This is a genomic window from Azomonas macrocytogenes (assembly GCF_014191985.1).
Classification (GTDB): Bacteria; Pseudomonadota; Gammaproteobacteria; order Pseudomonadales; family Pseudomonadaceae; genus Azomonas; species Azomonas macrocytogenes.
Genome location: NZ_JACHXI010000005.1, coordinates 161,515 through 184,452, shown reverse-complemented (window position 1 = coordinate 184,452; position 22,938 = coordinate 161,515). Strand labels below are relative to the sequence as shown.

19 protein-coding genes are annotated in these 22,938 nt (G+C 59.9%); 9 read left to right on the top strand and 10 right to left on the bottom strand.

Annotated features, from left to right (window positions below):
- Positions 1–46: 46 nt before the first annotated feature.
- A complete protein-coding gene (locus FHR87_RS07400; RefSeq protein ID WP_183166077.1) occupies positions 47–481 on the bottom strand; it encodes an ArsC/Spx/MgsR family protein in 435 nt (144 codons plus the stop codon).
- Positions 482–1,048: 567 nt separating this feature from the next.
- On the opposite strand from FHR87_RS07400, the gene FHR87_RS07395 reads away from it, so the two are divergent.
- A complete protein-coding gene (locus tag FHR87_RS07395; protein ID WP_183166076.1) occupies positions 1,049–1,819 on the top strand; it encodes a TerC family protein in 771 nt (256 codons plus the stop codon).
- 59 nt (positions 1,820–1,878) lie between these two features.
- Here FHR87_RS07395 and FHR87_RS07390 read toward each other — a convergent pair whose 3' ends face one another.
- The gene (locus tag FHR87_RS07390) at positions 1,879–2,781 is read right to left on the bottom strand and encodes a LysR family transcriptional regulator (RefSeq protein ID WP_183166075.1); all 903 of its coding nucleotides are present in this window, start codon (positions 2,779–2,781) and stop codon (positions 1,879–1,881) included.
- Between the two features lie 112 nt (positions 2,782–2,893).
- On the opposite strand from FHR87_RS07390, the gene FHR87_RS07385 reads away from it, so the two are divergent.
- Positions 2,894–4,051: an AbrB family transcriptional regulator gene (locus FHR87_RS07385; RefSeq protein ID WP_420826730.1), complete on the top strand. Its 1,158-nt coding sequence runs from the start codon at positions 2,894–2,896 to the stop codon at positions 4,049–4,051.
- A 15-nt stretch (positions 4,052–4,066) separates the two neighbouring features.
- On the opposite strand, the gene FHR87_RS07380 is transcribed toward FHR87_RS07385, so the two are convergent.
- Both FHR87_RS07380 and FHR87_RS07375 read right to left on the bottom strand, forming a co-directional pair.
- Positions 4,067–5,206: a glycerate kinase gene (locus FHR87_RS07380; protein ID WP_183166073.1), complete on the bottom strand. Its 1,140-nt coding sequence runs from the start codon at positions 5,204–5,206 to the stop codon at positions 4,067–4,069.
- A 19-nt stretch (positions 5,207–5,225) separates the two neighbouring features.
- On the bottom strand, positions 5,226–6,131 hold the full coding sequence (locus FHR87_RS07375; RefSeq protein WP_183166072.1) for a LysR family transcriptional regulator: 906 nt from the start codon (positions 6,129–6,131) through the stop codon (positions 5,226–5,228).
- A gap of 161 nt (positions 6,132–6,292) precedes the next feature.
- Between FHR87_RS07375 and FHR87_RS07370 the strand changes: the two genes are divergently transcribed.
- The 4 genes from FHR87_RS07370 (at position 6,293) to FHR87_RS07355 (ending at position 10,019) form a co-directional block, all read left to right on the top strand.
- Positions 6,293–7,066, top strand: a complete 774-nt coding sequence (locus FHR87_RS07370) for an SDR family NAD(P)-dependent oxidoreductase (protein WP_183166071.1) — start codon at positions 6,293–6,295, stop codon at positions 7,064–7,066.
- A gap of 49 nt (positions 7,067–7,115) precedes the next feature.
- Positions 7,116–7,931 (top strand): shikimate dehydrogenase, encoded by an 816-nt coding sequence (aroE, locus tag FHR87_RS07365; RefSeq protein ID WP_183166070.1) that lies wholly within the window; start codon positions 7,116–7,118, stop codon positions 7,929–7,931.
- A gap of 53 nt (positions 7,932–7,984) precedes the next feature.
- Complete coding sequence (locus tag FHR87_RS07360; RefSeq protein ID WP_183166069.1) at positions 7,985–9,427, top strand: MFS transporter; 1,443 nt, start codon at positions 7,985–7,987, stop codon at positions 9,425–9,427.
- Between the two features lie 118 nt (positions 9,428–9,545).
- Entirely contained in the window at positions 9,546–10,019 is a 474-nt protein-coding gene (locus FHR87_RS07355; protein WP_183166068.1) for a GlcG/HbpS family heme-binding protein, read from the top strand.
- Positions 10,020–10,132: 113 nt separating this feature from the next.
- On the opposite strand, the gene FHR87_RS07350 is transcribed toward FHR87_RS07355, so the two are convergent.
- From FHR87_RS07350 to FHR87_RS07340, 3 genes are read right to left on the bottom strand one after another with little or no spacing between them, the layout of a single operon-like run.
- Positions 10,133–11,668, bottom strand: coding sequence for an efflux transporter outer membrane subunit (locus tag FHR87_RS07350; RefSeq protein ID WP_183166067.1), 1,536 nt, complete (start codon positions 11,666–11,668; stop codon positions 10,133–10,135).
- Entirely contained in the window at positions 11,665–14,811 is a 3,147-nt protein-coding gene (locus FHR87_RS07345) for an efflux RND transporter permease subunit (protein ID WP_183166066.1), read from the bottom strand. Before FHR87_RS07345 ends, FHR87_RS07350 begins: the two co-directional genes overlap by 4 nt.
- Before the next feature lie 3 nt (positions 14,812–14,814).
- Positions 14,815–15,912 (bottom strand): efflux RND transporter periplasmic adaptor subunit, encoded by a 1,098-nt coding sequence (locus tag FHR87_RS07340; RefSeq protein ID WP_221189759.1) that lies wholly within the window; start codon positions 15,910–15,912, stop codon positions 14,815–14,817.
- 251 nt (positions 15,913–16,163) lie between these two features.
- On the opposite strand from FHR87_RS07340, the gene FHR87_RS07335 reads away from it, so the two are divergent.
- Entirely contained in the window at positions 16,164–16,949 is a 786-nt protein-coding gene (locus FHR87_RS07335) for an IclR family transcriptional regulator (RefSeq protein WP_183166064.1), read from the top strand.
- 40 nt (positions 16,950–16,989) lie between these two features.
- Here FHR87_RS07335 and aroE (FHR87_RS07330) read toward each other — a convergent pair whose 3' ends face one another.
- Together aroE (FHR87_RS07330) and FHR87_RS07325 are read right to left on the bottom strand one after the other, a co-directional pair.
- Complete coding sequence (aroE, locus tag FHR87_RS07330; protein ID WP_183166063.1) at positions 16,990–17,841, bottom strand: shikimate dehydrogenase; 852 nt, start codon at positions 17,839–17,841, stop codon at positions 16,990–16,992.
- A gap of 227 nt (positions 17,842–18,068) precedes the next feature.
- A complete protein-coding gene (locus tag FHR87_RS07325) occupies positions 18,069–19,298 on the bottom strand; it encodes an ROK family transcriptional regulator (protein WP_183166121.1) in 1,230 nt (409 codons plus the stop codon).
- 392 nt (positions 19,299–19,690) lie between these two features.
- Between FHR87_RS07325 and fucP the strand changes: the two genes are divergently transcribed.
- On the top strand, positions 19,691–21,019 hold the full coding sequence (gene fucP / locus FHR87_RS07320; protein ID WP_183166062.1) for an L-fucose:H+ symporter permease: 1,329 nt from the start codon (positions 19,691–19,693) through the stop codon (positions 21,017–21,019).
- 115 nt (positions 21,020–21,134) lie between these two features.
- Here fucP and FHR87_RS07315 read toward each other — a convergent pair whose 3' ends face one another.
- Positions 21,135–22,043: a LysR family transcriptional regulator gene (locus FHR87_RS07315; protein WP_183166061.1), complete on the bottom strand. Its 909-nt coding sequence runs from the start codon at positions 22,041–22,043 to the stop codon at positions 21,135–21,137.
- A gap of 101 nt (positions 22,044–22,144) precedes the next feature.
- Between FHR87_RS07315 and FHR87_RS07310 the strand changes: the two genes are divergently transcribed.
- Positions 22,145–22,882, top strand: coding sequence for an SDR family oxidoreductase (locus FHR87_RS07310; protein ID WP_183166060.1), 738 nt, complete (start codon positions 22,145–22,147; stop codon positions 22,880–22,882).
- Positions 22,883–22,938: the final 56 nt, after the last annotated feature.

Sequence of the window (22,938 nt, the reverse complement as noted above, 5' to 3'; positions counted from 1 at the left end):
AAAACGGCTTGCTCGAATGAACAGGCCGTACATTAAAGCGTGCCGATCAATGCGCGTGATGCGAGCACTTGTCAGTGGAGAGGCAACTGTTGATGGTTTCGGGAACCGGCATCTGAATGCCCAACAGCGAGTTCAGACGCGGGATGTCGAAACCACAGAGCAGGGTGTCACCGAATTCGATCAGCGGGCGTTTGATCAATAGCGGGGTCGTGAGCATCTTCTCGATCAGCTCATCCCGGCTCAGCGCCGCGGGGTCGACGTCACCTGACTTGATCAACGGCGACGAGGTGTTGACGATGGCCTCGTTCGGCTTGTCGCCAAAATAAGCTTCCAGCTTCTCTTTGGTCCAGGAACCTTTGCTCATGTCCCGGACATCCAGCGCAATGCCGTGCTCCTGAAGCAAGTCCTTCTGCCGGCGGTTACCCGCACAGCCGGGTTTTTCGTAGAAGACAACCGTCTTTGCAGCGACTTGAGTACTCATGGTTATTCCTTGCGATCAGGCAGATTGACACGGCCAAAGCCTATCCCAACACGGCGTCGACTCGCCATACAGCCAAGCGTAGCAGCACGATTTTCGCCCAAACAGTTGGCAAAACCTTTCTTCCCACTTTGTCTGCACTTCACATAAACACTGCCTGCCCCGCCGAAAGCTATCTGAAAGCTTGGTCATGCAGGATCACCACGGAACGGTTCATCCATGCCTGCCGATCACCCTGCGCCATTCGCTGAATCCGCGCCTATTTTCTCACTTCTGGAGCACTCGTCATGCTGACTGTCCTCGGCTTCGCCATGATCATCATATTTACGCGAGAAACCCCGTACTTTTAGAGGCTGTCGCGAAAGTCCATTGTCGATAAAATGCGGTAATGGACTTTCGCGACAGCCTCTTCACGGCGGGGAGGAAGTCAAGGTTACTGCTCTTGCTCTGGGCATCTTCCCGTTGTTCGGTCGATAACGGTCGCTGCCGACAATTTTTTATAAAGCTCGGACAAGCGGTAAACGCGATACTGCCGGCCGCTTAACTACTTTCTTTTGGTAAGGAAACGATATGGAATGGCTGACCAACCCGGAAATCTGGGTTGCCTTTTTTACCCTGACCGCACTCGAAATCGTGCTTGGTATCGACAACATCATCATGATTTCGATCCTGGTCAGTCGTATGCCCAAGCACCTGCAGAAGCGTACCCGCCTGTTCGGCCTGGCGCTGGCCATGGTCACGCGAATCCTGCTGCTGCTGTCGATCAGTTGGATCATGCGTCTGACCAGCGACCTGTTCACGGTCTTCGGCCAGGGTATTTCCGGTCGTGACCTGATCCTGTTTTTCGGCGGCCTGTTCCTCTTGTGGAAGAGCAGCACCGAGATCTATCACGGGCTGGAAGGCGAAGATGAAACCGGCGATGGCCCCAAGGGTGGTGGCAACTTTATCGGCACCATCATCCAGATCGCCATCATCGACATCGTGTTCTCGCTGGATTCGGTGATCACGGCTGTCGGCATGGTTTCCCACGTGCCGGTGATGGTCGCCGCAATCGTCGTCGCCGTGCTGGTGATGATGTGGGCCTCCGGCGCCATCAGCGACTTCATCGACAAGCACCCGAGCCTGAAAATGCTCGCCCTGTCATTCTTGATTGTGGTGGGCACCGTGCTAATCGCGGATAGCTTCGACGTACACGTACCCAAGGGCTACGTCTACTTCGCCATGGCATTCTCGCTGGCGGTGGAAGCGGTCAATATCCGTCTGCGCACCGCGATGGCCAGGAAGAAGCATGGAGAACCGATCGAACCGGTCAAACTGCGCAAGGAGATTCCTGGCCAGTGAATCAATAACAAGCGGCGACGGAACGGGGCCCTGGCGGCCCCGTTTTCATGAGTAACTCCTCAAGCCTTGCTGAAAAAACTTTTCCCGTTCTCCTTGAGCAACTGCAGCATGGCCTGGGCGGCCGGCGACAGGTAGCCGCCGGCTCTGGTCGATACTCCGATGGTTCGGGTCAGGGTTGCCTCGTCCAGTGGAACCTCGCGCAAACGCGCCATGCCCTGGCCGCATTCCAGTGTCTCGCGGGCGATGAAGCTGAGCAGGTTGGTAAGGGCAATCAACCTGGGCAGCAATGAGATGGAATTCGTCTCGATTTGCACGAAAGGCGTCGGTAACTGTCGGGAAAGGAAGAGATTGTCCACCCAGCGGCGGGCGGAAACCGCGCTCCCCGGTAAAATCCAGCGATACTGGCAAAGCTCCTCCAGTCGCAGCGGACGCTGGAAAACCGGATGCTGCCGGCTGGCGACGATGATCATTTCGTCTTCCAGGATGGAATGGCTGGTCAACCGAGGATCACTGGCGATCATCGGACAAATGATCATGTCCAGGCGTCCGGCGCACAGCGATTCCTTCAACAGATCGTCCTGGCCGATGACCAGGCTCAAGGTGACATCGGGGGTTCGCTGCAGAAGAGCGGCGGTCAATTGCGGCAACAGGTATTCGGCCATGCTCGCCGCGCAGCCAAGCCGGACATTGCCCACCGCCCCGCTGGCGAAATCACGAATTTCTCGCTGGATTTCGGCAACGTTCTGGCTCAATTGCCGGCCGCGCGCCAGCAGCAACTCACCCGCGGCGGTGAGCCTGATGCCTCGGCCATCACGTTGGAACAGCCTGGTACCCAGGGATTCCTCGAGCCGCTGAATGCTCTTGGTCAACGCCGGTTGGCTGCGATTGAGCTTTTCCGCTGCCTTGCCGACATGCCCCAGCTCGGCAATGGTTTCGAAGTAGGTGAGGTCGCGAAAGTCCATGACTCATGAATCAAGGTTATCAATTCATGCCTACTATAAAATGGACTTGATGAATAGGCTCTCGTTAATCTGTCATTGCACATCAAATCACCATTTTATTGGAGCAGCCCAATTGTCGCAGCCCCTTCCCTCTTCGTCGTTCGGTTCCTGGCCAGCTTCGCTGCAATGGCTGGTACTCGTGTCGACTGCAGCCCTGGGCGGGCAGTTGCTTGCATGGATCGGGCTGCCAGCCGCCCATTTTCTGGGGCCGATGCTGGTGGCCATCTATCTGGGCGTACATGGCCTGCGCGTGCGGATCACTCGCTATCCGTTCCAGTTGAGTCAAGGCTGCATCGGCATCCTGTTGGCCCATTCGATAAGTCTGTCGGTACTGGGGACCCTGGCCGATTCCTGGTTCATCATTGTGTTGGCGACCCTTCTGACCATCTCGCTCAGCGGTCTGGTCAGCCTGGGCTTGGCGCGCTTCACCGATATATCCAGTACCACTGCGCTCTGGGGCATGGCCCCCGGTGCCGCCTCGGCCATGGTATCGCTGGCCGAGGAGCATGGTGCCGACGCCCGGGCAGTGGCTACCATGCAATACGTGCGCGTGGTCTGCGTGGTAGTGCTGGGTTCGCTGGTCAGCCACCTGTTCGGCATCCATGAAGTGATCGGTCAGGTGCAGACCGTGCCCCTGCCGGAACACCAGGGGCCACTCAATCTGGCCCTGATTCTGGCGGTGGTCCTGCTCGGCCTGTACGCTGGTTCACGCATCCCGGCCGGCGCCTTGCTGCTGCCGATGCTGATCGGCGGTGCCCTGCAACTGGTCGGTGTGCTGCATATCAACCTGCCGGACTGGATGCTGGCCCTGGCCTACGGCACTATCGGTTGCTATGTCGGCCTGCGCTTCGACCGCGCCACGATCCAATACATCTGGCGACGTCTGCCGGCCATCGTTGCCAGTACTCTCGTACTGATCGCACTGTGCGCGGTATCCGCCTGGGGGATCGCGCACCTGCTCGACAAGGACTTTCTTTCGGTTTATCTGGCCACCAGCCCCGGAGGCCTGGACGCGATGGCCATCATCGCCATCGATACTCACGCCGACGTTGGCCTGGTATTGGCCATGCAGACCCTGCGCCTGTTCTGCGTGGTCCTGCTGAGCATCTTCCTGACCCGCCAACTTATCCGCATGACCGGCAGTGGCCATAAACAGCAGCTAGAAAAGCCTCAAGCGAAATCCGCAAAACCACCGCCAACAGCCGAGCGCTGCCTCCACAAGACAGCTTGAACTGGGCCTGTCCGTTCAGCGCCCGGCCGCCAATCGCCACAGGCGTGCCACGTCACAGGCCCGCTCGCGCAGCAGACGGCCCGCGTCGGTACAGCACTGTTCCAGCGTGACCGGCCCCGGCGCGATGCTGAATGCCGCTTCGATGCCGCGCCCATAGAGCTTCTGGTAACCATCGCCCAACATGCCGGCCAGAGCGATGACGGGAACCCCATGGCGCTTGGCAATTGCTGCCACGCCCGCCGGTGTCTTGCCGTGCAGGGTCTGCTCGTCGAGCTTGCCTTCGCCGGTGATCACCAGGTCGGCACCCTGGATCGCTTCATCCAACCTACTCAGTTCGGCGACCAGTTCAATGCCCGGACGGAATGTCGCGCCAAGAAAGGCTTTGGCAGCATAGCCAATTCCGCCGGCCGCGCCGCTGCCGGGAAATGCGCGCTCGTCGCGCCCGAGCGTGGCAGCGCAAATCTCCGCGTAATGGCCCAGCGCGGCATCCAGATCGAGCACATCCTGCGTGCTGGCCCCCTTCTGTGGACCGAAAACATGAGAAGCCCCCTGAGGGCCGCAGAGCGGGTTATCCACATCGCAGGCCACCTCGAAGGAGACCGCATCCAGACGCTTGTCGAAATCGGACAGATCCAACTGTTGAAGACTCGCCAGGGCAGCGCCGCCAGGTTCCAGTTCCTGGCCCGTGGCATCGTGCAGGCGTGCGCCCAGGGCTCGCAACATGCCGCTACCGCCATCATTGGTGGCACTGCCGCCAAAGCCCAGGATGATTCGGCGCGCGCCGGCCTCCAGCGCGGCAGCGATCAACTGGCCGGTACCGTAGGTAGAACTGCGCCGGGCGTCGCGCCGCTCGCGCGGGACCAGATGCAGGCCGCTGGCCGCCGCCATTTCAATGACCGCCGTGGCATCATCTTCCAGCCAGCCCCAGTGCGCCTGTACCGGCTCACCGAGCGGACCGCGCACGCTAGCCGAACGCTGCTCACCGCCGGTCGCGGCCAGGATCGCCGCCACGGTTCCTTCCCCGCCGTCGGCCATCGGCCGGCACCGCAACTCGGCATCCGGCCAGACCTCACGCAGCCCTTCGGCGATGGCTGCGGCCACGTCCGGTGCCGATAGGCTTTCCTTGAAGGAATCGGGGGCGATCACGATTTTCATGCGGTCCTCTCTGGTTATTTCATTCTTCCGACAGTTCGGTAGTCGACAAGGGGAAAAGTGCCTGGAACAGATCGAACAGCGTGTTTTTGAGCGGTGTATCCAACGCGACCCAGGCCAGACCGATTTCTGCCCGATGATCGCCCAGCTCGACGGGCCTTGCCACCACATTCGGCGGCAAGGCCAGCGCCGCTTCGGACGGTAGCAAGCCCAGGCCGAGGCCAGCCGAGACCAGCGCCAGCATAGTGGTGAATTCACCGAGTTCAGCGGCGATCCGCAAGGCAACGCCGTGTCGCTCCAGCGCCGCGATCAGCTCATTGTAGAAACCGGGCGCATAACGCCGGGCCAGCAAAAACAGCGACGCTTGCGCCAGGTCGGCCGGTTGCAGCGAATGCTGTGCAGCCAGTGAATGCCCGGCCGGCAAAGCGATGACGAAGGATTCCCGCAAGATGACCCGGGTCTTGACTCCAGCACCCGGAACGGGAAGACGTACCAGGCCGAAATCGAGCAATCCATTGTGCAGTGCTGCCAATTGGTCGGGCGTGGACATGTCCTTGAGTTCGAACTCGATCCGGGGAAAGCGGGCGTAGATGGCGCGGATCAGTGTCGGCAGCACATTGGGCAGCACCGAGGAAACGAAGGCGATACGGATACGGCCGATTTCACCTCGTCCCGAGGAGCGGGCGATGTCCATCGCGCGGATCGATTGGTGCACGGCTGCCCGCGCTTCGGGCAGGAAGATGCGGCCGACTTCGCTGAGCGAAACCGAGCGCCGGTCCCGGTCGAACAAGCTTACGCCCAGCTCGTCTTCCAGGGCCTTGATCTGCATGCTGAGCGCCGGCTGCACGATCGACAGGCGCTGGGCCGCACGACCGAAATGCAGTTCCTCCGCCAGCACGATAAAGGCTCGCAGATGCTTGAACTCCATCTTTTTCTCTCACTCCACCATGCTCTTGGCGTGATCTTGATTGGTGATAACAGCATCAGCAAAGACAATTGGACGACCACCTGATACTGCGGTGAAGTGTGTCCAGCCCCCATCCAGAAGGCCAATGGGGATGATTAACCACTTTTCACCAGGAATTATCAATGGCACTGCAAATTGATCCGTTTCGACTCGATGGCCGCCGAGCGCTGATTACCGGATCGTGCCAAGGGGTTGGCCTCGAACTGGCCCGCGGCCTGGCGCGGGCAGGTGCATCGGTGGTGATCAACGGCCGCGATGCCGAGCGGACTCGGGTGGTATGCGCGCAGTTGCGCGAGGAAGGTATCGAGGCCGAATCCAGCGCATTCGATGTGACCGAACGCGAACAGGTGCAGGCGGCCGTCGACGCGCTGGAAAGCCGGCTCGGCCCCATCGAGATACTGGTCAACAATGCCGGTATCCAGCGGCGCGCCCCGCTGGAAACGTTCGCGCCCGAGCACTGGGACGAACTCATGCGCACCAATCTCGATGGCGTTTTTCATGTATCCCAGGCCGTCGCCCGTCACATGATCGACCGGCGGCACGGCAAGATCATCAACATCGGCTCGGTACAGAGCGAGCTGGCACGGCCATCGATTGCACCCTACGCGGCAACCAAAGGTGCGGTGCGCATGCTCACCCGTGGCATGTGCGCCGACTGGGCCAGGTACGGAATCCAGGCCAATGCCCTGGCACCCGGCTATTTTCGGACCGAACTCAACCGTGCACTGGTCGATGACCAGGAGTTTTCGGCCTGGCTATGCAAACGCACGCCGGCCGGCCGCTGGGGCAATGTCGAGGAGCTGTGCGGCGCAGCCGTGTTCCTGGCCTCGTCCGCAGCCGATTTCGTCAACGGCCAGACGCTTTACGTGGACGGCGGGCTGACCAGCGTCGTCTAGCTGCCCACAGCCATCCTTTCTGGCGATAACAACAATTTGGAGAAATGCGATGCCTAGATCCCTTCCCACCCTATGCGGTTCAATCATGGGCGAGCCGTTTTCGCTGGGCGAAAAAATCCATAACGCGGCCTATCAGGCGCTCGGCCTCGATTACACATTCGTCTGCTTCGGCGTCGAAGATCCCCAGGGCGCGGTCCAGGCGATCCGTACGCTGGGAATCCGCGGCATGAACGTATCCATGCCCTACAAGTCGGTCGTGATGGCTTTTCTCGATGCCATCGACGAGTCGGCCCAGGTCATCGGCGCAGTCAACACGATCAATAACGTGGATGGCGTACTCACCGGCTACAACACCGATTTCATCGGTGCGGTGCGTGCCCTGCAGGAGGCGACCAACCTGAATGGCAAACGGGTCGCGATCATCGGCGCGGGTGGCGCGGCACGGGCGGTCGTCCATGGCTGCCGCCAGGCTGGCGCCAAGGTCCAGGTCTTCAATCGTAGTGCCGAACGCGGCCAGGAGCTGGCCGCGACGCTGGATGTCGGCTTCGCTGGATCGATCGACAAGTTTGAAGCCCAGGCCTTTGATATCGTTATCAACGCGACATCTGTCGGCTTCCGGCAGCCTGAGGTAAATCCACTGGATGGAAAGTTGGCACCGCACCTGATCGTGATGGATGTTGCCTTCATTCCAACCGAAACGGCCCTGCTACAACAGGCACGAAAACTGGGTTGCATTGTCGTCACAGGTACGCGCATGCTGCTGCACCAAGCCTGTCGACAAATCGAGCTGTATACCGGCCATGAGGCGCCGATCCAGGTGATGGAACAAGCAATGCTGAAGGAGATCCAACGCTTGCGTTTGTAACCGGTTTCATTTCCAACCCGATAAAGCCTTTCAGGGCTCTTTGAGAAAACGCTATGACAATTACAAATCCAACGATAGCCAATCCACTGTCGCACGCCGACGACCAACAGACCACCAGCGAAACGGATCACGAAATCCGGGAAAAAGACCTGCGCCGCGCGGCCTGGGCCTGCTCGCTCGGCAGTGCTCTGGAATATTACGACTTTGCGCTGTATACCCTGGCGGCGGCGCTGATCTTCGGCCCGCTGTTCTTTCCCGAGCAAACGCCGGAGATGCGCTTGATCGCCAGCTTCGGCACCTATTTCCTGGGGTTTGCCGTACGCCCGGTGGGCGGCATCCTGTTCGGCATACTCGGGGATCGCGTGGGCCGCAAGTTCGTGCTCGCGGCCACCGTCCTGCTGATGGGGGTATCGAGTGCCCTGATCGGCGTTCTGCCGACCTTCGAGACGGCCGGCTACCTGGCGCCGATCCTGCTCGTCGTCCTGCGGCTGCTGCAAGGGCTCGGTGCCGGAGCAGAGCAGGCGGGCGCCGCGGTCATGATGACCGAGTATGCACCTCCCGGCCGGCGTGGTTTCTACGCAGCATTGCCATTTCTGGGCATTCAGCTCGGCACGCTGCTCGCTGCCGGGGTATATCTGCTCATGAGCAGCGACCCTGCCCAGATAACGGAAACCTGGTTGTGGCGCGTACCATTCCTGCTCAGTGTCATCATCATCGCGGTCGGCCTCTGGATGCGTCTGCGACTGAAAGAGTCACCGACTTTCATCAAGCTGCAATCGCACCGGAAGACCGTCGCCAACCCGCTGAAAAGCGTGCTCACCGAATCCCGGCGCCCGCTGCTGATCGGTGTCGGCCTGCGCTTGGCGGAAAACGGCGGCTCCTCGATCTACCAGGCGCTAGCCATCAGCTTCATGGTCGGGGTCATGGGCCTGCAGGGACCGGTCGGAGTCATCACATTGATCTGCGCGGCCATCGTGGGCTCCTTCACCGTGCCGATCGCCGGCAAGCTGAGCGATAGATTCGGCCGGGTCATCGTGTATCGCAGCTTCGCCTTCCTGCAACTGGCGCTGGCCTTTCCGACCTGGTGGATTCTCAGCCAGGGCAATACTGCAGCCAGTGTCGTTGCCGTCGCCATCGCGCTAGGCATCGGCACCTGGGGTATGTTCGGCACGCAAGCGGCGCTCATGCCGGAGTTGTTCGGATCACGCCATCGCTACATGGGCGTATCCGTAGCCCGGGAAGCGTCCGCAGCTGTCGCCGGTGGCATTGCGCCCATGGTCGGTGCGGGAATCATCGCGGTAGTTGTCGCCTTGAATGCCAACGATCCAAACGCGGCAGTCGGCGCCTGGTTCCCCATCGCCTGCTACCTGTCATTGCTGACCCTGATCACGCTCTACACGACGTTCAAGATGCCGGAAACGCTGAACCGCGACCTGGACGATCCACACGATGCCACCCATCGCGATGCCACCCCTGTCGCCCAGAAATCGTTCTGATCCCTGGCGGCACTGCCGGAGCCGATCCGGCACCGGCTTCGAGAGCGCGGGACCCGGTCCCCGCTCTCGAACCCCATCGATACTGCCACCGCCTTCCTGACTTGCAAAGGTTCCGCCTATGAACGCTTTCGATAACCGTGCGCGGGAGATCGAGCCCCGCTACGTGCGCCAGATAGATACCATTACCCTGCCACTGGCCATGCGCGCGCTGCAGGCCGCGCTGGATAAAGCCACCGAACTCTCGATACGCATCAACGTCAGCATCGTCGATGCGAGTGGCAATCTGATTCACCTGGCACACATGGATGGGGCGACGCTGCAGAGTCGCGACATCGCCTTGAACAAGGCCCTGACAGCCGTCGGTTTCGGTATTTCCACCAGTGCCTGGGAAGAGCGCCTGACAACCCGCTCGGCAGCGGTACGCCAGGGCCTGCCATTGCAGGATAGAGTCGTGTTGTTCGGTGGCGGAGAGCCGTTCCTGTATCAGGGTGTGGCCCTGGGCGCCATTGGCATATCGGGTGGCTCCGAGCAGCAGGATGTCGTTTGCGCCATGGCGGCCGTTCACGCCGTGCAAAGCCTGATCGGCCAATAGTCGGCCATGTGACACCTGCCGCAACCGGACGACCGGTCATCGCCCTGTTCATCCAGAGATAAACAAGGGCGATGCAACAAGACTCCATCCACTACCCTGCGCAAAACAGCTTGTTATAGCGGTGCCGGATTCGTCGTAGCCTGAGCCAGGCTGCCGCCAGCGACGCTATCCTGCTGCCAGCCGCCGCCGAGCGCCTTGTACAGGCCGACTTCACGATCCAGTTGCAACAGCCGATCGCTGAGCAGCCGCTGCTGAGCGGTGAACAGCTCGCGTTGGGCGTCAAGCACTGTCAGGTAGTTGTCGACGCCCTCGTCATAGCGTTGGCGGGCCAATTCGTAGTAGGTCTGGTTGTTGTCGACCAGTTCGCCCTGAGCCTGCAACTGCTCGCCGTAGGTGCCGCGTGCGGCTAGGCCGTTGGCAACGTCACGGAAGGCAGTCTGGATGCTGTATTCGTAGCGCGCGACATCGGCATCCATGCGCAGTTTGGCGTATTCCAGGTTCGCTTCGAGCCGGCCAAAGGTGAAGATGGGCAAATTGATCGTCGGTACGAAGCTCCAGGTGCCGGAACCGGCATCGAACAGGCCATCCAACTGACGGCTGGCAGTGCCGGCGCGGGCAGTCAGGCTGATAGTCGGGAAGAAAGCGGCGCGGGCTGCGCCGATATTGGCGTTGGCAGCCAACAGGCGATGTTCGGCAGCACGGATGTCCGGCCGTTGCAGCAGCAGATCGGACGGCAGGCCAGCGGGAAAGTCGGCCAGCATCCGCCCGTTGATATCGAGCCCTGGTGGCAAATCTGCCGGAATGGCGCCGCCCAGCAACAGTTGCAGGGCATTGGCATCCTCGGCGATCTGCCGGGTATAGAGGGCTTTCTGCGCCCGTGCCTGGTCCACCAGAGTGTGGGCCTGGCGTACATCGAGCTGCGAGGCGACGCCGGCGCTTTCGCTGGCGTCGATCAATGCCAGGCTTTCCTGATAGCTGGCCAGAGTAGCCTTGGTCAGCTCCAGCAGGGCCTGGTCGGTGCGCCAGGCGAAATAGGCGGTCGCAACGTCGCCGACCAGAGCGATATGTACGCTGCGCCAGGTTTCCTCGGTGGCCAGATAGTCTTCCAACGCCGCCTGGGTCAGGCTGCGGATGCGGCCGAACAAATCCGCTTCCCAGGTGCTGGTCCCCAGGGTTATGGAGTAATGACTCTGGATGAAGCTGCCGCCGCCCGTCTGGCCACCACCACCGCCACCACCGCTGGAGCCGCTGCCATTGCTACCGGAGCCGCCACCACCGCCACGACTGTAGTCGGCGGGCCAGCGCTGGCGACTGCTGACCGCTTCCGTATCGAACTGCGGAAACAGCTCGGAGCGCTGTGTGCGATACAACGCCCGATAGGCTTCTACATTGATCACCGCCTGGCGCAGATCACGGTTGTTTTCCAGTGCCAGCCTGACCATCCGTTGCAACGCCGGGTCGCGGAAGAACTGCTGCCAGCCGAGTTCGGCAGCCATTGGCTGGCCGCTCGTCGTCTCCTGGCGATAGGCCTCTCCCTGCGGCCAGGCGCCAGCGACCGGCGCATCCGGGCGCCGATAGTCGGGAATCAGGCTGCAGCCCGGCAGAGCCAGGGCGCAGCTTATCGCCAGCCATAGATGCCTTTGCCTCATGCCGTTACTCCTTCTGCATCCTGCGCTTCGGATACTGTGGGTTTTCTCTCGAACAAGCTGATCACCACAACGTAGAACAGCGGTACGAAGAAAATCGCCAGGAAAGTCGCCGCCAGAGTCCCACCGAGCACACCGGTGCCAATCGAATGCTGGCTGCCGCTGCTGGCCCCCTTGGCGACAACCAGCGGCAGCACCCCGAGGACGAAGGCGATCGACGTCATGATGATCGGCCGCAGGCGCAGCCGCGCCGCTTCGATGGCAGCCTGGATCAGGCTGCGGCCCTGGTGTTCGTGCAGATTCTTGGCGAATTCCACGATGAGAATGGCGTTCTTCGCCGCCAGCCCCATGGTGGTGAGCATGCCGACCTGGAAGAACACATCGTTGGACAGCTCGCGCAGCAGGGTGGCCGTAACCGCGCCGAGTACGCCCAGCGGCACCACCAGCATCACGGAAATCGGTACCGACCAGCTTTCGTAGAGCGCTGCCAGACACAGGAACACGATCAGCAGTGACAACCCATAGAGCGCCGCAGCCTGTGAACCGGCAGCCCGCTCCTCGTAGGACAGCCCGGTATAGGTAATGCCAATGCCTGGGGGCAGCTGGCTGGCGATACGCTCGACTGCCGCCATGGCATCGCCGGTACTGTAGCCGGGTGCGGGCATGCCGAGCACTTCCACCGAGGCAATCCCGTTGTAGCGCTCCAGCTTCGGCGAACCGTAGATCCACTGGCCGCTGGTGAAGGCCGAGAACGGCACCATCTCGCCCTTGAGGTTACGCACATACCATTTGTCGAAATCCTCGGGCGCCAGGCGGGAATCTTGGTTGCCCTGCACATAGACCTTCTTCACCCGGTCGCGGTCGATAAAGTCGTTAACGTAGGTCGAGCCCCAGGCCACGGACATGGTCTGGTTGACGTCCTCGATGGGCACTTGCAGGGTGCGAATCTTCTCGTCGTCGACGGTTACCTGGTACTGGGCTTCATCGTTCAGGCCATTTGGGCGAACCATGGCAAGTACCGGGTCCCGGCTGGCCAGTTGCAGGAACTGGTCGCGAGCTTCCATCAAAGCCGCGTGGCCCAGCCTGGCATGATCCTGCAGGAACAAGTCGAAGCCGGAGGCATTGCCCATTTCCAGAATGGCCGGCGGCACGATGGGGATCACCGTTGCTTCCTTGATTTGCGCGAATCGCGCCCCCGCCCGCTGGGCCAGGGCAAAGACGCTCTGCGCAGGCTGCTGGCGCTCCTCGAAGGGTTTCAGATCGACGAAGATCATCCCCGAACTCTGCCCACGCCCAGCGAAGTTGAAACCGGTGATGGCATAGGTGGTGGCCACCGTATCACCCTCCTCATGCAGCAGATAATCGCTGATCTCGGCAAGTATCCGTCCAGTCTGTTCGGCACTGGAGTTGGGCGGCATCTGCAACTGCACGAACATCTTGCCCTGATCCTCTTCAGGCAAGAAGGCACTGGGTACCTTGCCGAACAGCAATGCCACCGCTGCGACCAGCAGCAGGTAGACCAGCATGAATTGCCAGCGATGGGTGAGAATACCGGCCACGCCATTGCGATAGCGGTCGGCACCGCGCTCGAAGGTACGGTTGAACCAGCCGAAGAACCCCCTCTTCTCATGGTGCGCGCCGGCTTCGACCGGCTTGAGCAGGGTCGCGCAGAGCGCCGGGGTAAAGATCAACGCCACCAGCACCGAAAAGCTCATGGCTGCGATGATGGTGATAGCGAACTGCCGATAGATCACCCCGGCGGAGCCACCGAAGAAGGCCATCGGCAGGAAGACCGCGGAAATCACCAGACCGATGCCCACCAGCGCGCCGGAAATCTGGTCCATGGACTTGCGCGTGGCCTCCTTCGGCGAGAGCCCCTCCTCGGCCATGATTCGCTCGACGTTTTCCACCACCACGATGGCATCGTCCACCAACAGACCGATGGCCAGCACCATGGCGAACATAGTCATCACGTTGATGGTGAAGCCGCAGGCGAACAGCACGCCAAAGGTGGCCAGCAACACCACTGGCACGGCCAGGGACGGAATCAGGGTCGCCCGGAAATTCTGCAAGAACAGATACATCACCAGGAACACCAGTACGATGGCTTCGAACAAGGTATGCAGGACCGCCTCGATCGAAGCAGACACCATCGGCGAGGTGTCATAGGGGAAACTGGTCTCCACGCCATCCGGCAGATAAGGCTCGAGCTCGGCCACCACCTGACGCACGGCCTTTACCGTATCCAGCAGGTTGGCCCCGGTGGCCAGGCGCAGGGCGATCCCGGCTGCCGGTTTGCCGCCGTATAGACTGGACAGGGAATAATCTTCGCTGCCCAGCTCGACCTCGGCGACATTTCTCAGGCGGATCTGCGAACCATCCGGGTTGACCTTGAGCAGGATCTCACGGAACTCGTCGATGCTGCGCATGCGCATTTTGCCGATCACGGTGGCGTTCAGCCGTATGCCCTTGTGCGCCGGCAGGCCGCCGAGCTGACCGGAGGAAATCTGCACGTTCTGGGCGCTGACTGCAGCGACCACATCCTGCGGCGTGAGCTGGTAGCTGTTGAGTTTCTGCGGGTCCAGCCAGATGCGCATGGCGTTCTGGGTGCCCACGATCATGAAATCGCCGACTCCTTTGACCCGCGAGATCGGGTCCTGGAAGCTGGAGACGATGTAGTTGCCCATGTCCCCGCTGGACATCCGCCCATCAGTGGAAACCAGCGCCATGACCAGCATGAAGTTAATCTGGTACTTGACCACCCGGATGCCCTGGCGCTGCACCATCTCGGGCAGCATCGGGATCGCCAGTTGCAGCTTGTTCTGTACCTGGACCTGAGCGATATCGGGGTCGGTGCCCTGGTCGAAGGTCACGGTGATCTGCAGGCTGCCATCGGAATTACTGTTCGACGAGATATAGCGCAGTCCGTCGAGTCCATTGAGCTGCTGCTCGATGACCTGCACCACCGTCTCCTGCACCGTTGGCGCCGAGGCACCGGGATAACTGACGGAAATCTGGATTGCTGGGGCGGCGATATTGGGGAACTGATTGACAGGCAAGGCAAGAATAGCCAGGCCGCCGCCGAGCATGATGACCAGGGCGATGACCCAAGCGAAGATCGGCCGATCGATAAAAAAGCGTGACATGGCCTAACGCCCTCCCTGTTCCGAAAAACCGGCTACCAGATCGATCTCCCGGGCGGCGACAGGCTTGACGGTGATCCCGTTGCGTACCCGTAGCACGCCCTCGGAAATCACCCGTTCCCCATTGACCAGGCCTTTGCCGATCAACCAGGCGTTGCCCACGGTACGCAGAGTTTCCAGCTCGCGCAGTTCAACGCTGTTGTCAGGCTTGACCACCCAGGCGGTGGCGACGCCACGACTGTCGCGGATGACGGCCTGCTGCGGAATCAGGATCGCATCCTGTTGCACGCCTTCTTTCAAGCGGGCATGCACAAACATTCCCGGCAACAGCTTGCGCTCCGGGTTGGGGAAAACGGCACGCAAGGTCACCGAACCGGTGCCCTGATCGACATTGACCTCGGAAAACTTCAGGCTGCCCTGCAGCGGATACTCGCTGCCATCGTCCAGAGTCAGGTCGACCTGCGCCTGATCTGTCTGCGTGGCCTGCAGGCGCCCGGATGCCAGGATGCGCTGCAATTCGAGCAGCCGGGTGATCGGCTGGGTCACATCCACATAGATCGGATCGAGCTGATGCACCGTGGCCAGCGGCTGGGCCTGGCCATTGGTGACCAGAGCGCCTTCGGTGACGGCAGAGCGCCCGATTCGTCCACTGATCGGCGCCAGCACCTTGGTGTACTGCACATCGATATGCCGAAGGCGCACTTCGGCCTGAGCCTGTTTCCAGGTCGCCACGGCATCGTCGTATTGCTGGTGGCTGATGGCCCGACTCTGCAATAAACGCTCGTAGCGCTGGGCCAGGTTCCTGGCGGCGATCTGGTTGGCCTCGCTGCGGGCCAGCTCCGCTTCATAGGTGCGCGGATCGATTTGATAGAGCTGCTGCCCTTTTTTCACCTCGGTTCCCTCGGTGAACAGGCGCTCCTGCAGGATGCCGTTGACCTGTGGCCGGACCTCCGCCACGCGGTAGGCCGCGGTCCGGCCAGGCAGATCGGTGGTCAACAACAGCGGACGCGCCTGCACCGTATACACACCGACCTCGGGCGCAGGTACGGGCACGCTTTCCTGTTCGCTTTGCTTGCACGCCGTCAATAGCACAAGAGCGGCCAACGAAAAGCCGTGGCTCCACGAAAAATCTGTGTATTTCACCGCCTGGATCTCCCTGATATGACCACATGACACGCACAACTGTATCGAATAATGATTCACTGCACCACTATACGGTTATCATTGATCATTATTCATGGATGCCGATGAAGATGAGAAAATGCCGGGCGCCCGAGAAAACCTGACGAAGGCGCCGCCTATCCAACGGATACCGGCTTCATGACGTAGGATTCGATTGTTTCGAAGGAGAAGCTATGACCAGACAGGAACCGGACGGCGGCGATGACGGCAAACAGTGCGGTATCCAGGTCATTGCACGGGCCGCAGCAATCATGCGCACCCTGGGTACCCACCCTCAGGGCCTGAGTCTGGCGGCCATCGCCCAGGCGGTGGGCCTGCCACGTTCCACCGTGCAGCGCATCGTCAGCGCCCTGGAAAGCGAATATCTGGTCGAAGCCGCCCGCAGTGGTGGCTTTCGACTCGGCCCGGCCCTGGGCCAGCTGATCTACCAGACCCAGACCGACATCATTTCCCTGGCCCGCCCACACCTGGAAACTCTGCTGGAGCGGCTGCAGGAATCGGTGATCCTGGCCACCTCGGCCAATGAAAAAATTTATGTGGTCGACCGTATCGTCGCTGAACACGAATTGCGCGTCGTCTTCCCTATCGGCAGCTACGTTCCCATGCACTCGACAGCCGTAGGCAAGGCACTGCTGTCACGAATGAGCGATGCGCAGGTCCGCGACCTGTTGCCCGAACCTCTGCCGGCGCTGACCCGCAATACCCACGACCTGCCATCGCTGCTGGACGAACTGGCAACGATTCGCCAGAGCGGCGGCCTCGCCGCCGACCGGGAAGAATTCATCGAAGGAATTTACGGTTTCGCCGTGGCCCTGGATACCTACCTGGGCAACTACGGCATCGCCGTGGTCGCTCCCGCTTCGCGCATCAAGGGAAAAGACGAGCTGTTCTGCAAGGCGCTGCTGGACTGCAAGCGCGATATCGAACAAATGATCGGCGCCGGCAAATTGCCAGCCTGAAGACCGGACCGGGCTCGCAAGGCCCGGTCCGCAGGATTTTTCACACGTAGAAGATCTTTTCCAGCGTCTGACGCATTACTGCGGCATCGACATCGATACCGGTCCAGTATTTGATGCCGATGACGCCCTGATTGACCAGCATGCCCAGACCATCGAGAACGCGACAGCCGCGCTTTTCCGCATTGCGAATCAGATGGGTCCTGGGCGGATTGTGGATTCCATCCGCCACCACCATGTGCGGAGAAAGCGAATCCAGATTGAGCTCCAGTTGCTGGTCGACATTCGGATACAGGCCAATGGAAGTGGCGTTGATCACGATATCCGTACCTGGCGGAATATCCACGACACCGTCCCACACCTGCAGGCTCGCGGCGGTCCCAGTCTTGGCATTCAGCAGATCGACGAGCACCTGGCCGTTCTTCTGACTCCGGTTGACGACCAAAATGCTTTTCGCCCCAGCCAGGGCCAGCTCGACACTCACCGCCCGCGCTGCACCGCCTGCGCCGAAAATCACCACGGTCTTGCCTTGTGGATCGATGACCTCGCGCATGGCCTGGACGAAACCCTTGCCATCGGTGTTTTCGCCAATGTATTGGTCGCCACGCCGGACAATCGTATTGACCGCGCCGATGATTTGCGCCGACTCACCGAGCCCGTCGAGATGTTCGATAACTGCAACCTTGTGCGGAATCGAGCAGTTGAAGCCGACCCAACCCATGGCTCGCGCTCCCCGTACCGCATCGCCAAGACGTTCCGGAGGAACTTCGCAGTTGATATAGCGCCAATCGAGACCATGATGGCGATAGGCGGCTTCCACCATCGCCACGGTCGGATTCTCGGCGGCCGGCATGGCAAAGGATCCGGTCAGGGGGCTCAGGAAATTCGGTTCCATCGTATGTCCTTCTCTTATCACGGGTTGAGGTTCAAGAAGATGACGCTGCCAGACTTATTAATTCACAATGAATGAATAAGTCAATCGACAAGCCTTATAACCGAAGACATAACGTGAGTCGAGCCATGTCGGGCAAAAATCTGGCAAGGCATACACTTTTCATTTACTGGCCAGGAAGGCCTTCGCCCCGCCCCAAGGCATAGCGACCGTCCGGCGGCAGCAGATCCTCAGAAAGACTCCATGCCGGCCGAGGCAAAAACCTGCAAATCAAGCAGGTAACGGCTGGATAACGGCAGGCTGGCGGCACCGAGCGAGCGGGCATGGGCGCCAATGGTGCCTGCCTCGATCATTGGCAAGGTGAGGCCATTGGCGGGCATATCCCGCAGATATATCCGCACTTTTTCTACCAGCCTGGCGCGCACCTCCACCGGCATCCAGCCGTCGATCAAACAGGCTTCGAAGTCGTAGACTGCCACGACCGCATCGGCGGCAGCGGCAATTGCCCGGGCCGCTCGATCGATCCATTGAGCAACCAGATCCTGTGGAAAATGCCATTCCGAAGGCATGTCCCACAGGTGCTCGGAGGTTATGCCCTGATCGATCAGCTGCTTTTCCAGTACTGATAGCGAAGCAATATCGAGAAGGACCACCTGCCCACCCTGGCCATCCGGCACCAGCATCGAACCGACCGCTCCGGCATTGCCGGTTCGCCCGGGCAACAGACGGCCGTTGAGAACGATTCCGCCACCGATGAAATAGCCGACGTAGAAGTAGAAGAAATCGCGCGGTTTGTTCCCTTGCCCGAAAATCAATTCGGCTCCGCAAGCAGCCGTAGCATCGTTCTGCACCTGTACGGAAAGGCCGGTAGTCTCGCCGATCTCGGCGCCGATATGACGCTGGCGCCAGTCGATCAGCGCATCCTGCGGAACTCCCAGGGTGTGCCACCACTCCCACGTTTGAAAGGGCATGGCAATGCCCAGCCCGGCAATCCGCACGCGCTCTTCGGCGCTCAGCTGCCCGGTAATGTCGGCAATGGCAGCGCAGGCGAAGCGCACGGCCTGGTCCGGCGTCGGATAGCCATGGTGCTCGGTTATGCGAAAGCGGATGCCACCGAGAAAATCCAGCAGAACGAGATCGAGACTACGGTGCCCGACCTTCAACCCCAGGCTGAATACTCCGTTTCTCGCCAGCCTGAGCGGTGTCGATGGCTGGCCTATCCGGCCACGCAGCGGCGTGCCGCGCTGAATGAGGCCATCGCTCTCCAAGGCACGCACGATGACCGAGATCGTCTGCGCCGAAAGGCCGGTCACACGGCTGATCTCGGCCTTGCTCATCTCGTCATTGATGCGCAGCAGCGAAAGGACCAACCGCTCGTTATGCGCTCGAACCCCGCGCAGATTCGAGCCGCGCAAGCTGGCCATGCCCTCGTATTTCTCTCTCTCGGGACCCACGGTCATGCCATTCAATATGCGTATTTTCCTGATGGGGCTATCCAGCCTGCACTTTATCTTCGCAAAGCGCCTGCAACCTGTTTTTGTACGACTGCCAATGCCGGATCACCCTGTTGCAACGACATAAAAGCATTACCGATCAAGCCAATGCGACAAAAAAGCCAACCTGGAAGCAAAGCGGGATATTTCAATAAACCTGAAAGTTACCCCAAAGGACACTCGGAATAATCAGTGTAAATTTCTGACAGAACTAAAGAAGAACTCTTGACATGAAACGTTTCAGCATACATTTTTGCTCGCGCAGGACGATACAAAAGGGCACGTATTCTGTGCGCGCACACCCTGCAAATTCACACTGTAAAAAAATAACTCAAGTTAAGTGATTTTGTGGAGGCACCATGCCGACATCTCTACCGTTTCTACACCGGGACAAGCTCCTGCCTTTCATCCTGCTGGTCGTCTGCTTCGCGGCGTGGGGCGTTGCCGCAACCATGACCGACCCGCTCGTGCAAGTCTTCAGCACAATTTTCAGTATGAGTACCTTCCAGGCGTCCCTGGTCCAGTTCGCCTACTACGGCGCGTATTTTCTGCTGGCCCTACCGGCTGCATTCATCAATCAGCGCTTTTCCTACAAGACTGGCGTGCTGGTCGGCCTGGGCATGGCCATCGCCGGCGCTCTGCTCTTCTATCCAGCCAGCATCGAAATGACCTTCGGCTATTTTCTGCTGGCACTTTTCACCCTGGCCGGCGGGTTGGCAGTTCTGGAAACCTCAGCCAACCCCTTCGTCATCGCAATGGGCCCGGAAGAAACCGCAACCCGCCGACTGAGCCTGGCGCAATCGTTCAATCCGGTCGGCACCAATATCGGTGTCCTGCTGGCGACAACCTTGATCCTGCCACAACTGCACTCTGCGACCCTGGCCGAACGCACCGCCATGAGCCAGCAGGAACTGCTGACTATTCGCTCAGCCGAATTGCAGGCGGTCATGGTGCCTTATGTCGGCTTTGCCTTCGTTCTTCTAGCGATCTGGATCGGCATTGCGCTGACTCGCATGTCTACCCGTGACACATCGAAGAAAGCCGAACCGGGACTGCACGAGATTCACTTCAGGGCAACAGTCAAGCGTCTGATTCATAACCCTCACTATCGCTGGGGCGTCATAGCGCTGTTTTTCTACATAGCCGCGCAGACCTGTGTCTGGACTTTCACCATCCAGTACGCCACACACACCATCGGCGCCGACCATGCCACCGCAGGTAGCTACCTGCAATACAGCATGATCGTCTTTCTCATCTCGCGTTTCGTGATGACCTGGGTGATGGGCTATATCCGGCCGTCGATACTGCTGACGCTGCTCGGCTTCATTGCGACCGGCCTGTGCCTGTATGCCATCTTCTATCCTGGCCTCTCCGGTCTCTGGGCAGTCGTGGCCCTGTCGATGTGTCTTTCGCTGATGTTCCCGACGATCTACAGCATCGCGCTGCAAGGGCTTGGCGAAGATACAAAGTTCGGCGCAGCCGGTCTGGTCATGACCCTTCTCGGCGGAGCGCTGATGCCGATGGTCCAGGGAGCCATGATCGATGCCTTCGGCGCAGCAATATCCTTCGCGCTGCCAGCATTCTGTTTCCTGGTCACCGCAGCTTACGGCCTGTTTGACCTGCGTAGTGCTCCCAGGCTACCTGGTTCGGCATCATCCCATGCCGCCAAAACGGCTGACTCTGTATAAGAACAGGCCAGCAACCTTGCATTCCGGATGATCGAAGCCCTTTCGAAAGGGCCTCGATCTACCCGGCAAGCCTCCCCACTCCTTTCTCTCCCTCGTAGACCCGTATATCAGCAAGCTAACGAGCTGAATGATGTGAATCCTTTCCAACGAAATCGAGGAAGGCCCGCAGCGGCGGCGCAATCTGGTGGCGGCTGGGGTAATAGATAAAGAACCCAGGAAAGGCGGCCGTCCAATCCGGCATCAGTTGGACCAGCTCACCGCTTTCGAGCGGGGCGCGCACTTGATGATCGAACAGATAGGAAATACCTGCACCCGATCGCACGACCTCGATCAGCATTTCCGGCTCGGTCACGACAAGAGGCCCGCTGACCGCAACTTCCAGCTTTTCCTTGCCACGCTCGAACTCCCACCGATAGAGGCTCCCATCACTGGGCCGGCGATAACCGAGGCAAAGATGTTCTCTCAGTTCTCGCGGATGAACCGGTGTCCCGAAGCGTTCAAGATATGCCGGAGCGGCTACGACCTGCATCTTCAATTCCCCGCCGAGCCTTACCGCCACCATGTCTTTTTCCAGCTTCTCCCCGAGCCTGATACCGGCATCGAAGCCGCTTGCCACTATATCGACCAGCCGCTCGTCGGTGACGATATCAAGGCTGACTTTTGGATGAGCGTTGAGAAAGGGACCGATGAGGCGAGCCAGATAGTGAATCGCAGCTATGCGAGTTGTGTTAATCCGCAGCGTTCCTGAGATTTCCTGGCCCGCTTCAACGATTTCGGAAACCGCCGCATCGAGCTCCGCCAGGGCGGGCCGCAGGCGTGCGAGCAATTTGATGCCTGCTTCGCTCGGAGCAACACTGCGGGTTGTACGGTTAAGGAGGCGAACCCCCAGCTTATCCTCCAGGGTCCGGATAATCTGGCTGAGCGCCGAGGGCGACATGCCGAGATTAGCCGCTGCACGGGCAAAATTGCCATGCTCGACAATGGCGACAAAGGCCCGGAGTGCCGCATGATCGCTCCCGCGCATTATGCATCCTTTACTTCATAGATAATCCATATAATAGCGTATTATATATATAATCAATGAATGTCATCCTCCTCGCGAATCACTATGGCAAGGAGAACGGCATGAAGCGATTCGTTGGAAAAACCATTCTTGTTACGGGGGCTACAAGCGGCATTGGCCTGGCGGGTGCCAAGCACATTGTCGAGGAAGGCGGGAACGTTTTAGCCACCGGTATGAATCCGAGCCATATCGAAGCAGCTCAAAAGCTTCTGAATGGCGCAAAAATCATTCGTAATGATGCTGGCGATCCGGAAGCTGTCCACGCTCTCATTGAAGAAACGCAGGCCATGGGTGGTCTCGATGGTCTCTGGCTTAATGCAGGATATGCAGGCATCGGGGCTATCGAGGAAACCACGGCAGATTTTTTCGACCGCATGATGGCCACCAATGTACGTGGCCCCCTGTTGCAGCTTGCGGGTCTCTCACCGTTACTCAAGAAGGGAGCATCGGTAGTGCTGACCGCATCCACCTCAGCCTATGAACATGCGCCCATGGCCAGCGTTTATGCGGCGACCAAAGGAGCCATGATCTCCATGGCCCGTTGCATTGCTGCAGGACTTGCCCCGCGCGGTATCCGAGTGAATGTGCTGGTGCCCGGGCCCATTGACACGAATTTCCGCACCTTCATGAGTGACGATTTACGACATGAATTTGAAAGCGAGGTGATTTCCCGGGTACCACTGTCACGCAGTGGTACGACAGAAGAAGCTGCAGCGGTTGCCCTGTTTCTTCTTTCCGACGCGGCATCCTATGTCACAGGTAGCCAATATGCCGTCGATGGCGGCCTTACGATGCGCTAAGTGTTGCTTTCGACAGTTTTTGCGACCACATCCGCGATGAACCTGTCGCCATTAAG

What these genes read in the sequence shown, in the direction of transcription:
- FHR87_RS07360 (WP_183166069.1), top strand. Translation starts at nt 7,985, where the DNA reads ATGACAATTACAAATCCAACGATAGCCAATCCACTGTCGCACGCCGAC.
- FHR87_RS07375 (WP_183166072.1), bottom strand. Translation starts at nt 6,131, where the DNA reads ATGGAGTTCAAGCATCTGCGAGCCTTTATCGTGCTGGCGGAGGAACTG.
- aroE (WP_183166063.1), bottom strand. Translation starts at nt 17,841, where the DNA reads ATGGAACCGAATTTCCTGAGCCCCCTGACCGGATCCTTTGCCATGCCG.
- FHR87_RS07395 (WP_183166076.1), top strand. Translation starts at nt 1,049, where the DNA reads ATGGAATGGCTGACCAACCCGGAAATCTGGGTTGCCTTTTTTACCCTG.
- FHR87_RS07370 (WP_183166071.1), top strand. Translation starts at nt 6,293, where the DNA reads ATGGCACTGCAAATTGATCCGTTTCGACTCGATGGCCGCCGAGCGCTG.
- fucP (WP_183166062.1), top strand. Translation starts at nt 19,691, where the DNA reads ATGCCGACATCTCTACCGTTTCTACACCGGGACAAGCTCCTGCCTTTC.
- aroE (WP_183166070.1), top strand. Translation starts at nt 7,116, where the DNA reads ATGCCTAGATCCCTTCCCACCCTATGCGGTTCAATCATGGGCGAGCCG.
- FHR87_RS07400 (WP_183166077.1), bottom strand. Translation starts at nt 481, where the DNA reads ATGAGTACTCAAGTCGCTGCAAAGACGGTTGTCTTCTACGAAAAACCC.
- FHR87_RS07380 (WP_183166073.1), bottom strand. Translation starts at nt 5,206, where the DNA reads ATGAAAATCGTGATCGCCCCCGATTCCTTCAAGGAAAGCCTATCGGCA.
- FHR87_RS07325 (WP_183166121.1), bottom strand. Translation starts at nt 19,298, where the DNA reads ATGACCGTGGGTCCCGAGAGAGAGAAATACGAGGGCATGGCCAGCTTG.
- FHR87_RS07315 (WP_183166061.1), bottom strand. Translation starts at nt 22,043, where the DNA reads ATGCGCGGGAGCGATCATGCGGCACTCCGGGCCTTTGTCGCCATTGTC.
- FHR87_RS07390 (WP_183166075.1), bottom strand. Translation starts at nt 2,781, where the DNA reads ATGGACTTTCGCGACCTCACCTACTTCGAAACCATTGCCGAGCTGGGG.
- FHR87_RS07335 (WP_183166064.1), top strand. Translation starts at nt 16,164, where the DNA reads ATGACCAGACAGGAACCGGACGGCGGCGATGACGGCAAACAGTGCGGT.
- FHR87_RS07350 (WP_183166067.1), bottom strand. Translation starts at nt 11,668, where the DNA reads ATGAGGCAAAGGCATCTATGGCTGGCGATAAGCTGCGCCCTGGCTCTG.
- FHR87_RS07355 (WP_183166068.1), top strand. Translation starts at nt 9,546, where the DNA reads ATGAACGCTTTCGATAACCGTGCGCGGGAGATCGAGCCCCGCTACGTG.
- FHR87_RS07345 (WP_183166066.1), bottom strand. Translation starts at nt 14,811, where the DNA reads ATGTCACGCTTTTTTATCGATCGGCCGATCTTCGCTTGGGTCATCGCC.
- FHR87_RS07310 (WP_183166060.1), top strand. Translation starts at nt 22,145, where the DNA reads ATGAAGCGATTCGTTGGAAAAACCATTCTTGTTACGGGGGCTACAAGC.